The following is a 13,693-nucleotide window of genomic DNA, read 5'->3' on the forward strand; positions in this document are numbered from 1 at the left end:
ATCGGGAAACTGTAAGAACTTGGTTTGACACCGAGCAATTGGCGCCGTCTCGCCCTCCCCACAACGACAAATTCGGGGAAATGTCCTATCGCCTTGACATGTGGCAAGTTGTACGATTTCGTATCTCTCGTGACAAGACAATGCCTCGCCATGCCCAGGCTCAGTGAAACGGGCGGACTGCGCGCTTCGCGCAGGCACGCCACACCGCCGGCGGGCTGCATCGCCAAGCCGCACAAAACATGACCTCTGACCCACGGAGCGTCACGCCTCGAGCGCCAGCTGCGCGCAGAGGCGAACCAAGTCCCGGACCTCGCGCAAGCGGTCGATATCTCTCGCCGAGGTCCTGACACGGGCTCATGACGAGGTGCGGATTTCGTTCGCTCCTCATTGGGCAATTTATATTTTTTGATGAGGAGCGACAGGATGAACCTGCATTACAGAACAGTGTGGAATGAAGGATTGGGCTGCTGCGTGGCGGCAGCCGAAAACACGAAGGCACCGCGAAGCGGCGGCGCGCAGGGTTCGCGCGGTTCGCGGCGCACCGCCACCGCGAGCGCGGCCCTGGCACTCGTTGCAGTGGCCGTCGGCGGCGCAGCGCAGGCCGCGACCTTCAGCGTCGCCAACGAAGCCCAGTTGATCGCGGCCATCGATGCCGCCAACGCCAGCGCGGACCCGACCTCGGTCATCACCGTCACCAAGGCCTTCACGGTCACGACGCTGCTCCCGCAGATCAAGGCGAACGTGACGGTCAATGCCGGCGCCATCGCCACCACCATCGGTTCGGCCGCCGGCGCGTCGCTGGACGTCCAGGCCGGCGCAAGCTACCAGAGCACCGGTGCGATACGCGTGGGCAACGCGGCCAACACGAGCGGCACCCTCGTCGCCCAGGGCAGCGGCGCTTCGGTCGCGGGCTCCGTGCTGCAGACCGGGCCCGGGCTGGCCACCCTCCGCGTGCTGGACGGGGCGAGCGTTGTCACCGCCGGCAACGCGGAGCTGGGCGGCAACAACGCGGCATCCAACAAGGGCGTCACGAACGTGGTGGTCAGCGGCACCGGCTCCACGCTGAACATCGGCACGGGCTACTACCAGCACGACGGTTCGCTCCAGGCGTCCGGCGGCGCCAAGGTCGAGGCCAACGTGATGCAGCTGGGCCTGAGCGTGGGCGATGTGTTCACGGGCGTGGTGACGGGCCCGGGCACCGTCGTCGGAACCCGGTCCGGCATCCTCACGCTGGGCGGCTACGGCACGGCGAACGTGACCGTGGGAGACGGCGCGACCATCAAGTCGAACAATGGCGGCTCCATGCTCGTCTTGGCCAGCCAGCCGGGCAGCACCGCCACGCTGAACATCGGGGCAGCGGCGGGCGACGCACCCGTCGCTCCAGGCCTCGTGAACGCGTTGAGCCTCAACGGCGGCAGCGGCAAGGCGACGCTGAACTTCAACCACAACGCCAGCGCCTATGAGTTCGCGGTGCCGATCACCGGATCGGTCGCGGTCAACCAGGTCGGCAGCGGCACGACGGTGCTCACGGGCGCCAACACCTACGGCGGCGGCACCAACATCGCCGCGGGCACCCTGCAGGTGGGCAATGGCGGCACCACCGGCTCGTTCTTCGGCAACGTCGCCAACAACGCCGCACTGGTCGTCAATCGCAAGGATGCCCTCACCCTCTCGGTCAACATCAGCGGCACCGGCACCGTCCAGCAGGTGGGCGCGGGCACCACGACGCTGAACGGAACCAGCACCTACACCGGCGGCACCACCGTCGAGGCCGGCCGCCTCGTGGCGGGCAGCGCGGGCGCTTTCGCGCAGAACACCGCCTATACGGTCAACGGCGGCACGCTGGACCTGGGCACCTGGGACCTCACCACCTCCAACCTCTCGGGCACCGGCGGCACCGTGGCGCTGAACGCCCGGACCCTCACGGCCAACCAGGCCGGCGACAGCACCTATACGGGCGCCATCACCGGCACGGGCGGCCTCGTCAAGACCGGCGCCGGCGCGCTCACGCTCTCGGGCGGCAGCAAGTACAGCGGCGCCACCAACGTGGCCGGCGGCACCTTGCGCGCCGGCGCGGCGAACGTGCTCGCCGGCGCGAGCGCGTTCACCGTCGCCGCGGGCGCCACGCTCGACCTGGCCGGCAACAGCCAGACCGTCGCCTCGGTGGCCAACGGCGGCACCGTCTCGCTCGCGGGCGCCGCGCCGGGCACCACGCTCACCGTCACCGGCCCATGGGCGGGCAACGGCGGCACGCTGCGCCTGGGCACGGCGCTCGGCGGCAGCACGAGCGCGAGCGACCGCCTCGTGCTCGACGGCGCCACGGCCATCGCCAGCGGCACGACGAACGTGCAGGTCTCCAACCTGGGCGGCCTGGGCGCGCTCACCAGCGGCAACGGCATCGAGGTGATCAGCGCGATCAACGGCGCCACCACCACCGCGCAGACCAGCAAGAGCGCCTTCGCGCTGGCCGGCGGCCACGTGGACGCGGGCGCCTACGAGTACCGGCTGCACGCGGCCGATGCGAGCGGCGCGGGCGAGAACTGGTACCTGCGCTCGACGATCACCGTCACGCCGCCGGTGGACCCGGGCAATCCGGGCTCGCCCGACACGCCCGTTTCACCCGTTTCGCCGGTTTCGCCGGTTTCGCCCATCGTCATCCCGACCTACCGCGCCGAAGCCTCGCTCTACGCGGCGCTGCCAAGCCAATTGCGCCAGGGGAACCTCGCGATGCTGGGCGATTTGCGCAAGCGCGTGGGCGATGACGACGTGAAAGGCACCGCCGCGACATCGACCGGTTCGGACCGCCGCGCATGGGCGCGCGTGCTCTCGACCGACATCGACATCCAGCAAGGCGGCACCGTCTCGCCGACCAGCAAAGGTCGTCTCACGGGCTTCCAAGCGGGCACGGATCTGCTGGCCACGTCGAACGTGCGCGCCGGCCTCTACGTCGGCCAGCTCGATGGCGATGCAACGGTCAACGGCTTCGCGAGCGGCGTGAGCAACCTTCGCACCGGCCGCAACGACCTGCGCAGCCAGTACGTCGGTGTCTACGGCACCTTCACCGCCGACAGCGGCCTCTATGCCGACGTCGTGGTGCAGTCCGGCCGCCATCGCTACACGGTCGAGCCGATGCTCGGCGCGGGTGTTGGCGGCAAGGGCAACAGCTTGCTGGGCTCCATCGAAGTCGGCCAGGCGTTCGCATTGGGCGGAACCGGTTGGAGCATCGAGCCGCAACTGCAGCTGATCCACCAGCACATGGACCTGAGCGATTCCGCCATCCTCGGCGCGGTCGTGCAGCCCGATGCCGACAGCGGCTGGATCGCGCGCGCAGGCGTTCGCGTCAAGGGCCAGATCGACACCGGCATGGGCGCCCTTCAGCCCTACGGCCGCTTCAATGTCTACAGGACATCGAGCGGCGCGGACATCGCCCGTTTCGTCAACGGCGCGACGCGCACCGACATCGCAGCACCCACCGGCGGCACCAGCACCGAGCTGGCCGGCGGCTTCACGCTGGCGCTCGGCCAGACGACCAGCCTCTACGGCGAAGTCGGCAAGCTGTGGTCCTCGGGCGGCGACGCCAAGGTCAAGAGCTCGATCAACGGCTCGCTGGGCGTTCGCGTGAAGTGGTGAACGCAGGCGGGCTGCATCGCCAAGGCGCACTGCAGCACGCCTGACCTGCGGAGCGCGCGGCCCCTGGCGCGAGCGCTTGCAGGTCTACGGCCTACGAATGGCAGGCCCGATGCCCCGCTTCGGAATCGGGGCCTGCACTCACGAGTTCCCGCGCCTGCGATTGGCGCGCCGGCGTCACCGTGTCGCGCCGCAAGCTCCAGATGCATGCGCAAAGCCGGAGCAATCCCTCGACCTGGACGGCGTACAGATCGTCCTGCGGGTCTTGCTCGGCGATCAGTTTGGCGATGTGGTCGATGGCGTCTCCGGGATGAAAGCCGAGCCCTGAGCGCGCCATGTCCATGGCGGTAACTAGTACTTCTGTTTTTTGCATGCGCAAGTGTGGTTTCCGGAATGAAACAGCATTGGTACTCAAATTCGCAGAGGCTGTACTAATTTGCGATTTCAGGCGGCAACTGCCCCGTTCCGAGGTCGTACGTCGTAGCACGAACGCGGTATTGCAGGGAACCCACCCCCTGGGATGTACTGGCCACCAAGATACAAGGAGTGTTCGATGACCAGGGCTACCTTTCACAAAGCAACGGCAACCTTGAAAGTGCCGTTCCACACCGACCCGGACACCGAGTTGGCGGCCCTGCGCATCGCAGGCATCCCGGTCGACGACCGGGGCCTCGCGACCACGGGCTTTCTGCACATGAGGACCACCGCGGGCTACCGTTCCCGCATCTTCCGGTGGTTTGCCGATGCCGATGCCAAAGGCTTGCGCGCAAGCCCCGCGACCCTGGGAGACGGTCGCTGAAACCTGCAGACTGTCCATGCAGGTGGACAGTCATGACAGGGATTCGGGCTTTTTCTTCTTCTTTCGTCTCCCTATCATTGGCATCTGATTTATGCCATTGATCATCGATATTGGAGAGAAAAGTGAGCAAACCCGAATTCTTCGTCACCCCTGGCTATGGACAGCAATTCCGAGACAGGTTGCATTATTCCCAAGCCGTCAAGATCGGCAATCGCGTGGAAATTTCAGGCCAGGGCGGCTGGAATGACGAGCTGCAATTCCCCGAATCCCTCGAAGAAGAAATTGCGCAGACATTCCGAAATGTGGAACGGACGCTGGCCGCCGCCGGCGCCAGCTGGGAGCATGTCGTTCACGTCAATTCGTACCACGTCGGCGGATTTCCTGACGAGGTGAACGAGACGATTTCCAGGCTTTATCGCCTATACATGCCCAACCATGCGCCCATCTGGACGGAATTGGGCGTCGAGGCCCTCGCACACCCGGACATGCACATTGAAATTCGCGTGACCGCAATTATTCCGTAATAAGCAGATCGCCTCCGAATTTCTGAATCACCCAATCGGCGAACGCCTTCAACCGGGCGTTCTGATGCCGGTTGGGTGGATAAAGAACATGAAAAGGCATTGCCGGCCGTGACCAATCTTCCAGCACCGGGACCAATTGGCCCGCGTCCAGATAGGGCTGGACGACGCGCCTGAAATGCTGCCCGACGCCCAGGCCCGCGAGCAGCATCTCCTTCAGGCCCTCGCCCTCGTTGGCCGAGAATACGCAATTGCCGATTTCGAATCGCTCATTGCCGCGCTCGAATACCAATAGCTCCGGCTTCCCGGTCGCGGCAAAGAAATAACACGCCGCGTCGTGATGCGATTGAAGATCTTCGGGAGAAGACGGAATTCCCTTGCGCTCCAAATAGGCCGGCGCTGCGCAGGTCAGGTATTGAAGCTCGGTCACCTTGCGCCCGATCATCGCCATATCGCCCAACTTGCCAGCGCGAATGACGCAATCCACGCCCTCTTCCACGATATTCAAGGGCCGGTCGCTGATTCCCACGGCGACGGTGATATCCGGGTATTGGTGGTGAAAATCCGCTAGTTCTGGAATCAGCAGGCCATTGGCAAATGATGCGGGCACGTCGATTCTCAAATGCCCGCTCGGGTTGAGTTTTTTTCCCCGTACCGCACTTTCCACCGAATCCATTTTGGCAATCCAGCGCATGGCGTGCTCGTAATATTCCAGACCGTCCGACGTGGGCGCCACGGCGCGCGTGGTCCGCTGCATCAATTTGATGCCCAGGTGCTTTTCAAGATCGGTGATCAGCTTGCTGACCGTGGAGCGCGGCAGCGCCAATTGATCGGCGGTCCGGCTGAAGGAGCCGGTCTCCACGACGCGCACAAAGGCCCGCATGGCCAGAAGTTGATTCACCGTCGCCCGCCTGTTTCATTGTTCACAGGCCTGCACAGTACCTCATCGGCGCGGATTCACCGAGCTTCCCATTCGGCCATCCACGATTCGACGCGCAGCTTGACGCGCCGCAGGGCTTCGGTGCGCTCGTTCGCGAGGCTGGCCAGCGTGAGATGGCACATGTCCACGCCGTGGCGCCGCAGCAAGCCGATGCCGCCGAAATCGCCGTCGGTGTTGCGGCTCAGGCGGAGTTCGAAAACCCAGCCGATCGGCAGCAACGGGCCGCATTCCAGCCCCAGGTCTGTGTTCAAGAAGTCCCTTTCGCCGTCCGTGGGACTGTTGTGCGGTCCAGCATAGGCCGCAAGTGCGCCGCATGTCTCGGGGAAACCCCTTCGGCGGTCCATCTTTGCTTGCCAGATTTCCTATCCCGGATTTATTTTCTATCTGTTCGTGAGCCTAGCCTCTGCACGATGAGCATCCACAGACTTATCCGAGAAGGGCGCCGGCGACTCGGATTGAGCGAGCAGCAATTCGCTGACGCTGTCGGGGTCAGCCGGGGTGCCGTCCAGCAATGGGAAAAACCGGGCGGCACAGCGCCCAAGCGCAGCAACCAGCCGCGGGTTGCCGAACTGCTCGGCGTGTCCGTGGTGGAGCTTCTGTCCGGCGGCTCCAACACCAGCCCGGGCGTGGACGTGCGCGCCGAGGTGCCGCTGGTCTCCGAGGTGGAGGCCGGCAACTACACCGTCATCGACAACTTCAAGCCCAAGGGCCAGTTCGAGACCGTGCCCGTCACGGTGCCCATCAAGCGCCACACCTACGCGCTGCGCGTGCACGGGGACAGCATGGTGAGCGAGACCGGCGACTCGTTTCCCGACGGCTCGATCGTCATCGTGGAGCCCGAGATGGAGGCGCTGCCGGGCGACTACGTCATTGCCCTGAACGACAGCAACCAGACCACCTTCAAGCAGCTGGTGAAAGACGGCGGCGAGTACTACCTGCGGCCGCTGAACAGCCGCTACCCCATCAAGCCGCTGGGCAAGGCCTTCGTCATCGGCGTCGTGCGCGAGTTCACCAAGCGATTTCGCTGACCTCGCCTGCAAGGGTTTTGGATTGCGATGCCGTTCTTTTGGGGATAGATTCATCCGAGGGGGAATATTTTTCTATCCAGAGCCCATCGAATCGCGGTCGCAACCTCAGGTCCGCCGCGGCGGCACCACATGGCCATTCAGAGCGAAGAGCACAGGATCAGCTATCTCTCCTGGGACATCGTGATCCGGTTGACGGTGGTCCGGGCAGGCGAATGTGTCGCCGGCCACGCCGACCTGCATCGGGACGGAGACCACCGGTGCCGGCTGGTCCTGGCGACCATCCTTTCCGACCCGGCTGAAATGATCGTCCAGCTCGAGGCCAAGGCCCGGGGCTATGTTGACGATTGGCAGAACAGGCCTTCGGCGAGCGGTACGCCGGCCGGCCTGCCCTGAACTTGCCGGGCGCGGACGCTCCCGCTTCACCTGACCTTGCTGAATTGATCTGGAGCGGGCGCACGCACGCCCCCTTCGGCCCGACCATTTACATCCATAAACCAACCAATATGGTTGGCAACCATATGAAATGGTCTATGATCGCGCCGACCGCGACGCACGGCACAGCCGCCGCCGCTGGCGGTAGGCGTTATCTGCGAAGCCATCGAAGCCGCCCCTTTCATGCCATTGCTTCCTGCGAGTTAAGCCCATGCCCAAACCCACCAAATCGGAGATCGATGCCGACATCATCGACAGCGCCGCGGCCCTGTTCGCGCGGCACGGTTTCGACCACACCTCGCTCCAGCAGATAGCGGACGCGGTCAACTACTCAAAGGCGGGGCTGCTGCATCACTTTCCGAGCAAGCTCTCGATCTATGCGGCCGCCATCGACGCCCTGCGCGAGCACGTGGTGGCAGTGCGCGAGCGCGTGAAAGCCATGCCCGTCGGCATCGAGCGCGACCGCGCGAATGTCGAGGCGGCGCTGCAGTTCACCTACGACTGGCCGGGCGTTTCCGCGCTCTCGCACCGCATCGCCGAGAACGAGCCCGACGGCGATCCGCAGCTGATCGAGATCGGCCTCATCCTCTACGAGGCGCTGGGCATCGACCTGAAGAACCCGAAGGACCTGAGCATGGAGCGCATCGTTCGCGTGACCAGCGCCTTCACGGGCCTGGGCATCTCGGCCCTGCAGGCGGTGCGCACCGACCTCAAGCGCGAATGGCGCGATCACATCGCACAGGCGGCGATGGATGCGCTGGGCCACGGCACGCGCTGAGGCGCAAACTTCTGCAGCACCCGCACCATGCGCGTACTCCTGGTCGACGACGAGCCCGATCTGGCCAACGCCCTCGCAGCGGCCCTGCGCCGGCATCACATGCTGGTCGACGTGGCGCGGTCGCTGCGTGCGGCCGAACACGCCGCGTTCGATGCCGCGTACGACGTGATCCTGCTCGACCGCCGCCTGCCCGATGGCGACGGCATGGCGCTGCTCGACCTGCTCGCGCACACCGAGCCGCGCGCGGCCGTGGTGATGCTGTCCGCGATGGCCGGCATCGCCGATCGCGTGGCCGGCCTGGACCGGGGCGCCGACGACTACCTCGCCAAGCCCTTCGCGCTGGACGAACTGCTGGCCCGCATGCGCGCCGTCGTCCGCCGCCCGAGCGCGCGCAGGCCCCGCACGCTGCAACTGGGCCGGCTGCGGTTCGACACCGACATGCGCCACGCCTTCGTCAACGGCACGCCCCTCGCGCTGCCGCGCCGCGAACTGCTGGCGCTGGAGGTGCTGCTGCGCAACAAGCAATGCACGGTGCTGCGCTCGGCCTTGCTCGAGCGCGTGTACGAAGAAGGCAACGATCCGAAGTCCAACTCGCTCGACGCCAATCTCTCGCGCCTGCGATCAAGGCTCGACGGCGCGGATGCGGGCGTGGAGATCCACGCGATCCGGGGGGTCGGGTATCTGATGCGGGAGACGATTTCGTGCTGACCCGGCACTGCGCAATGCACGCCCGAATGTTTGAAGGACAGGGCCATGGTCCGCTTCGGTCGCGAGTTTCCGTGCGCGCTAATAGCCGGACAGCCAGGGCTCCTGCTCGATGGCGGCAAGGTTTCCCTCGGCAAGATGGCGCCACAGTTCGAGAATCCTGGGAACCGGTACCGCCTCCATGTGCCGCGCGGTCCCTGCATCGGCTTCGAGATTCTCGAAGGCGATGTAACCACCGCGCGATACGGACAAGCTCCACCCGGATTCATGGGTGACGGCCACGGTACCGTGCTCGGTGTCTTCCGGACGATCTTCAAGTTCGCGAAGCAGCGCGAGGAAATCGGAGTCGGCGTTGCCCGGTTCCATGCTGCCGTAGCGGTGGGTCAGACTAAAGGTCATGGTCAACGGTGGACTGCTGCACGAGTTGCAGCTCATTGCCGGCGGGGACGCGAAGCGTGGCAAGAACACCGCCGCACGGCTGCTGCTCGGGAAGCCCGTTGAACACGACGCCGAGCGATGAAAGCTCCTGGTGCGAGCCCATGATGGCCTCGAAATTTCGGCCTTGAATGTTCATCGTTCTTCCCATCTGGGGTGCCGCAACAGGTTCAGACAACGTCTTGAACCGGCACCGCCGAGTCCCAGTGGTAGAGCTGAGCATAGTCATCCCAGCCGTCTTCGCTGGACAGCATCACCATCGCGGCGGCGGACATGTGCTTTCCGCAGGTCGCGCTCTCGAAAACCGCGAGCTTCAGCGCGCGCCATAACGGGAGGGGCGTTTTCGTTTCAAAGACGAAATTGAAGTAAGAGCCTTGATCGTCACCGGTATCGAAGCTGTGGCTCAGTACCAAGTCAGGACGTTGGGCAATTTGCAGCAGCAGCGCCGAAAGGCCTTCGAGGTCGATGCCTGGCGATCTTTCCGGCTGCACCTGAATGGCGATGGATCTCATGCCTTGTCCTCCGGTTGTGATGTCTGTTTCTGGCTTGCTCAAGGCGTTCTACCGGGCCTCTTCGATGAAGGGGTCAGGTCTCCTGGGACAAGCGCCAATACGGTTGAAAGCCTCGACCTGCAATCACGCATCCCGAAGGCAACCACCACATCGGCAAGGCCAGCACGACATTGGCGCCAAACGATGCGGCAGCCAGGCACGAGCAGAAGATGAGCCAGCCGGAACTGATATGAAGGACCGCGGCAATCAGCAGCGGCAGCACGGCCAACACGAGGAATGGCAAGAGTGAGGCTGCAATGGCGTTGCGCTTGGTAGCTTTGGAAAGACAAGCGCAGTAGAGCAAGAGCCTCGATGGCCAGAACCCTAGAAACGTTTGGGTTGAAAGGCCTCTCCTCGGGTGTGCACTCATCTGCAGGAAAGCGCCAGCAAGCTCTATCGATACATACGCAACGATGAATCGATAACCCGGCCCGGAAGATGACATGTCAAAGCGTGGCGTCAAGAGCACCCACATGAAAAAAACCGTGAGTGCCATGACTAAGCCAAGCGGCAAGGACATCACCCGCAACGCCCAAAGTGGTGGGTACGGCAGGCGTTGCCATTCGCCAGACGCCAGTTCAGCGTCGCTCAAGGAATTCGGTGGCGGGCCTAGGCGAAACAGCATGGAATGTTGGACCTGTCTATTTATTGCTCGCCGCATTCTGCCCTCGCCTCGCAGCCAACCCCATCGCATTCCCTAAACTGCCGGCATGTCCGATCCCAACACCGCTTTCAGCAACGCCTCGGCCCTCGCCAACTACGCCGAGAAAACCGCCCGCATCGTCCCCGGCCTGCACGACCTGCAGACCATGGCCGCGCTCCTCGTCGCGGAGCACGCGCCCGAATCGGCGAATGTGCTGGTCATCGGCGCCGGCGGCGGCATGGAGTTGAAGGCGCTCGCAGAGGCGCACTCGCAATGGCACTTCGTCGGTGTCGATCCGTCGCAACCCATGCTCGACCTGGCGGCCGCGGCGCTCGGCCCGCTCGCCGAGCGTGTGCAGCTGCACCACGGCTACACCGACACCGCGCCCACCGGTCCGTTCGATGCCGCGACCTGCCTGCTGACGATGCACTTCGTGGCCGTCGAAGAAAGAAGATCGACGTTGAAGGAAATCCATCGCCGTCTCCAACCCGGTGCGCCGTTCGTCATGGCGCATCTGAGTTTTCCTCAAGCGCCTGAGGAGCGGGAGCTGTGGCTCTCGCGCTATGCGGCTTTCGCCGTGGCTTCAGGCGTCGATCCCGAGAACGCGCGCAAGGCGGCGTCTGCCATCGGCGCGACGCTGCCGTTGCAGAGCCCGGAGCGCGAAGAAGAATTGCTGGAAGAAGCGGGCTTCACGAACGTGCGCCTGTTCTACGCGGGCTTGGCCTTCCGGGGCTGGGTGGCGCGGGCCTGAGCACCTTCATCGCTGGGCATCCGCTCCGCAATCACCTCCCTGAGCAACGGCAACGTCGGCGCCTCGCTGCGCCCGGCCAGCGTGACGAGGCCGAAGCGCGCGGCGCCCAGCGGCGGGTGCACCGGTAGCGCCACGAGGTCGGACGCGACCGCGCGCACGGCCAGCAAAATTGCATCCGTGTTGCGTGTGAGCTCGACCAGGTTCGAGATCTCCGAGCAGCGCAAGGTCACGCACTGGTCGGGGTGCGCCTCGGGGCCGTAGGCATCGACCATCGCGCGCATCACGTCGCGGCCCAGGCCGGTGGAAGCCATCGGGTAGTCCAGCAGGCGCCCGAAACGCAAGGGCCCGCGCTTCTTCGCGAGCGGATGGCCGCGGCGGCACATGAAGGCGCCGCGCATCTCCACGAGCGGCTCGATCTTCAGGTCGACGCTCGGCGTCACGGTACGGAACTCGACCACCACCGCATCGAGCGCGCGCTCCCGCAGCGCCTGCAGCAAGCGGTCGGTGTCGCCGCGCAGGATGTCGATGCGCACCGGCGCATCGCGAAAGGCCATGCGCTCGAGCAGCGGCGTGGCCAGCAGCGCGCCGGGGCCTGCGCCCAATCCGACCCGCAAGGTGTTGCTGCCCTTGCCCCGTGCGGCGGCCACGAGATCGTCCGCATCGCAGACCAGGTGGCGCACGCGCTCGCGCACGTCGCGCCCGAAGTGCGTGAGCTCGCTGCGCCGCCCCACGCGGTCGAACAGCGCGCGCTGGAAGCCGCCCTCCAGCGCGTGGATGCTGCGGCTCAGGGCCGGCTGCGTGATCGACAGCGCCTTGGCCGAACGGGTGAAAGACCCCGTCTCGGCCACCGACAGGAAGTGCCGCAGCTGCACGAACGTCATGGTGTGGATGGGCTTGTTCATGCATTCGAATTATTGCAGCGCATAGAACAATGCATTGGACGCCTGGCAAAACTTTCCCTAGATTCACGCTCGCCGTGCAACAGCACGTCAAGGCACACACCGATGCGCCGCACGGCCCACCCCGTTCGACACCCCTCCCCGGAGACACGCCCTCTCATGTTTTCTCTTCGCCAGCTTTCTCTCTCGCTGTCCTGCCTGTCCTTCTTCTGCGCGGCCGTGCCGGTGGCCATGGCGCAGAACGCGACGCCCGCCGCGCAACGCATCGAGCCGCTGGTGCGCGAGATGTACCCGCAGCTCGATGCGCTCTACAAGGACATCCACGCGCACCCCGAGCTCGGCTTCCAGGAGGTGCGCACCGCCGCCAAGCTCGCGGCCGAGATGCGCGCCCTCGGCTTCGAGGTGACCGAGCATGTGAACCGCACGGGCGTGGTCGCGGTCTTGCGCAACGGCGCAGGCCCCACCGTGATGGTGCGCACCGAGCTCGACGCGCTGCCGATGGAAGAGAAGACCGGCCTGCCCTACGCGAGCAAGGCCAAGGCCCTGTGGCAGGGCAAGGAAACCTTCGTTGCGCACAGCTGCGGCCACGACATCCACATGGCGAGCTGGGCCGGCACCGCGCGCACGCTGCTCGCACTCAAGGACCAATGGCACGGCACGCTGGTGTTCATCGCGCAGCCCGCCGAAGAGAGCAGCGGCGGCGCCAAGGGCATGATCAACGAGGGCCTCTACAAGCGCTTTCCCAAGCCCGACTTCGCCTTCGCGCTGCACACGGCGGCATCACCCTACGGCTACGTGGGCTACCGCGCGGGGCCGATCACCTCGGCGTCGGACGGCATGGAGATCGTCTTCAAGGGCCGCGGCGGACACGGCTCCGCGCCGCACAGGGCGATCGATCCGATCATGATGGCCGCGCGCTTCGTCACCGACGTGCAGGCCGTGGTGAGCCGCGAGAAGGACCCGAGCGAATTCGGCGTCGTCACGATCGGCGCGATCCAGGCGGGCACGGCCGGCAACATCATCCCCGACGAGGCGCTGCTGCGCGGGACCATCCGCAGCTACGACCCGAAGGTGCGCGATGGCCTGATCGACGGGGTGCGCCGCACCGCCAAGGCCACGGCCGCGATGGCCGGCGCGCCCGAGCCGGTGATCGGCCTCGACCCATCGAAGGGCAACGCCGCGGTGATCAACGACCAGGCGCTGGTGCAACGCACGGTGGCCGCGCTGAAGGCGCAGCTGGGCGATGCGAAGGTCTTGCCGGTGCCGCCGATCACGGCGAGCGAAGACTTCTCGGAGTTCGCCGTCGAAGGCGTGCCGACGATGTTCTTCTTCATCGGCGTGAACGATCCGAAGGAGGTGGCGGATTCGCAGAAGCCGGGCGGCAAGCCGCTGCCGTTCAATCACTCGCCGTACTTCGCGCCGGTGCCGGAGCCGTCGATCACGACGGGCGTGCGGGCGATGACGGCGGCGGTGTTGAGTGCGTTGGGAGCGAAGAGCTGAGGGCTTGGGCCGGCTTCATCCGAAGCATGGCGATCAACGATGACCTATCGCGTGTCGCCAGGAAAACCGGATGAGGCCAATTGG

At 65.3% G+C, this 13,693-nt stretch carries 17 protein-coding genes; 9 read left to right on the top strand and 8 right to left on the bottom strand.

The features are described 5' to 3' along the window. Positions 1–423: 423 nt before the first annotated feature. Positions 424–3,630, top strand: coding sequence for an autotransporter outer membrane beta-barrel domain-containing protein (locus tag JC881_RS05080; RefSeq protein WP_198784566.1), 3,207 nt, complete (start codon positions 424–426; stop codon positions 3,628–3,630). 91 nt (positions 3,631–3,721) lie between these two features. Here JC881_RS05080 and JC881_RS05085 read toward each other — a convergent pair whose 3' ends face one another. Beyond that, positions 3,722–3,970: a hypothetical protein gene (locus tag JC881_RS05085; RefSeq protein WP_233101530.1), complete on the bottom strand. Its 249-nt coding sequence runs from the start codon at positions 3,968–3,970 to the stop codon at positions 3,722–3,724. Positions 3,971–4,180: 210 nt separating this feature from the next. Here JC881_RS05085 and JC881_RS05090 point away from each other — a divergent pair, with 210 nt between their 5' ends. Together JC881_RS05090 and JC881_RS05095 are read left to right on the top strand one after the other, a co-directional pair. Beyond that, the gene (locus tag JC881_RS05090; RefSeq protein WP_198784567.1) at positions 4,181–4,426 is read left to right on the top strand and encodes a hypothetical protein; all 246 of its coding nucleotides are present in this window, start codon (positions 4,181–4,183) and stop codon (positions 4,424–4,426) included. Between the two features lie 122 nt (positions 4,427–4,548). Continuing rightward, on the top strand, positions 4,549–4,950 hold the full coding sequence (locus tag JC881_RS05095; protein WP_198784568.1) for a RidA family protein: 402 nt from the start codon (positions 4,549–4,551) through the stop codon (positions 4,948–4,950). On the opposite strand, the gene JC881_RS05100 is transcribed toward JC881_RS05095, so the two are convergent. Both JC881_RS05100 and JC881_RS05105 read right to left on the bottom strand, forming a co-directional pair. After that, positions 4,940–5,848, bottom strand: a complete 909-nt coding sequence (locus JC881_RS05100) for a LysR family transcriptional regulator (RefSeq protein ID WP_198784569.1) — start codon at positions 5,846–5,848, stop codon at positions 4,940–4,942. The two genes, JC881_RS05095 and JC881_RS05100, sit on opposite strands and share 11 nt — an antisense overlap. A gap of 56 nt (positions 5,849–5,904) precedes the next feature. Beyond that, on the bottom strand, positions 5,905–6,138 hold the full coding sequence (locus JC881_RS05105; protein ID WP_198784570.1) for a hypothetical protein: 234 nt from the start codon (positions 6,136–6,138) through the stop codon (positions 5,905–5,907). 159 nt (positions 6,139–6,297) lie between these two features. Here JC881_RS05105 and JC881_RS05110 point away from each other — a divergent pair, with 159 nt between their 5' ends. From JC881_RS05110 to JC881_RS05125, 4 genes are all read left to right on the top strand, one after another. Continuing rightward, the gene (locus JC881_RS05110; RefSeq protein ID WP_269823124.1) at positions 6,298–6,915 is read left to right on the top strand and encodes a LexA family protein; all 618 of its coding nucleotides are present in this window, start codon (positions 6,298–6,300) and stop codon (positions 6,913–6,915) included. A gap of 129 nt (positions 6,916–7,044) precedes the next feature. Next, the gene (locus JC881_RS05115; protein ID WP_198784572.1) at positions 7,045–7,308 is read left to right on the top strand and encodes a hypothetical protein; all 264 of its coding nucleotides are present in this window, start codon (positions 7,045–7,047) and stop codon (positions 7,306–7,308) included. Between the two features lie 250 nt (positions 7,309–7,558). Then, positions 7,559–8,125, top strand: a complete 567-nt coding sequence (locus JC881_RS05120; protein WP_198784573.1) for a TetR/AcrR family transcriptional regulator — start codon at positions 7,559–7,561, stop codon at positions 8,123–8,125. A 27-nt stretch (positions 8,126–8,152) separates the two neighbouring features. Next, positions 8,153–8,833 (top strand): response regulator transcription factor, encoded by a 681-nt coding sequence (locus tag JC881_RS05125; protein ID WP_198784574.1) that lies wholly within the window; start codon positions 8,153–8,155, stop codon positions 8,831–8,833. A 78-nt stretch (positions 8,834–8,911) separates the two neighbouring features. Here JC881_RS05125 and JC881_RS05130 read toward each other — a convergent pair whose 3' ends face one another. The 4 genes from JC881_RS05130 to JC881_RS05145 all read right to left on the bottom strand — a co-directional run bounded on the left by JC881_RS05130 (position 8,912) and on the right by JC881_RS05145 (position 10,408). Continuing rightward, positions 8,912–9,235, bottom strand: a complete 324-nt coding sequence (locus JC881_RS05130) for a hypothetical protein (RefSeq protein ID WP_198784575.1) — start codon at positions 9,233–9,235, stop codon at positions 8,912–8,914. Beyond that, complete coding sequence (locus JC881_RS05135; protein WP_198784576.1) at positions 9,219–9,404, bottom strand: hypothetical protein; 186 nt, start codon at positions 9,402–9,404, stop codon at positions 9,219–9,221. The genes JC881_RS05130 and JC881_RS05135 overlap by 17 nt, the downstream gene beginning before the upstream one ends. A gap of 31 nt (positions 9,405–9,435) precedes the next feature. Next, on the bottom strand, positions 9,436–9,777 hold the full coding sequence (locus JC881_RS05140) for a hypothetical protein (protein WP_198784577.1): 342 nt from the start codon (positions 9,775–9,777) through the stop codon (positions 9,436–9,438). A 73-nt stretch (positions 9,778–9,850) separates the two neighbouring features. Then, positions 9,851–10,408, bottom strand: a complete 558-nt coding sequence (locus JC881_RS05145; RefSeq protein ID WP_198784578.1) for a metalloprotease family protein — start codon at positions 10,406–10,408, stop codon at positions 9,851–9,853. Positions 10,409–10,526: 118 nt separating this feature from the next. Here JC881_RS05145 and JC881_RS05150 point away from each other — a divergent pair, with 118 nt between their 5' ends. Next, entirely contained in the window at positions 10,527–11,210 is a 684-nt protein-coding gene (locus JC881_RS05150; protein ID WP_198784579.1) for a class I SAM-dependent methyltransferase, read from the top strand. Here the strand turns inward: JC881_RS05150 and JC881_RS05155 are convergent. After that, positions 11,168–12,112, bottom strand: a complete 945-nt coding sequence (locus JC881_RS05155) for a LysR family transcriptional regulator (RefSeq protein WP_233101531.1) — start codon at positions 12,110–12,112, stop codon at positions 11,168–11,170. The genes JC881_RS05150 and JC881_RS05155 overlap by 43 nt on opposite strands. Before the next feature lie 156 nt (positions 12,113–12,268). Between JC881_RS05155 and JC881_RS05160 the strand changes: the two genes are divergently transcribed. After that, complete coding sequence (locus JC881_RS05160; protein ID WP_198784580.1) at positions 12,269–13,609, top strand: amidohydrolase; 1,341 nt, start codon at positions 12,269–12,271, stop codon at positions 13,607–13,609. Positions 13,610–13,693 lie beyond the last annotated feature (84 nt).

It is taken from the genome of Variovorax sp. IB41 (genome assembly GCF_016405905.1).
Taxonomy (GTDB): domain Bacteria; phylum Pseudomonadota; class Gammaproteobacteria; order Burkholderiales; family Burkholderiaceae_C; genus Variovorax.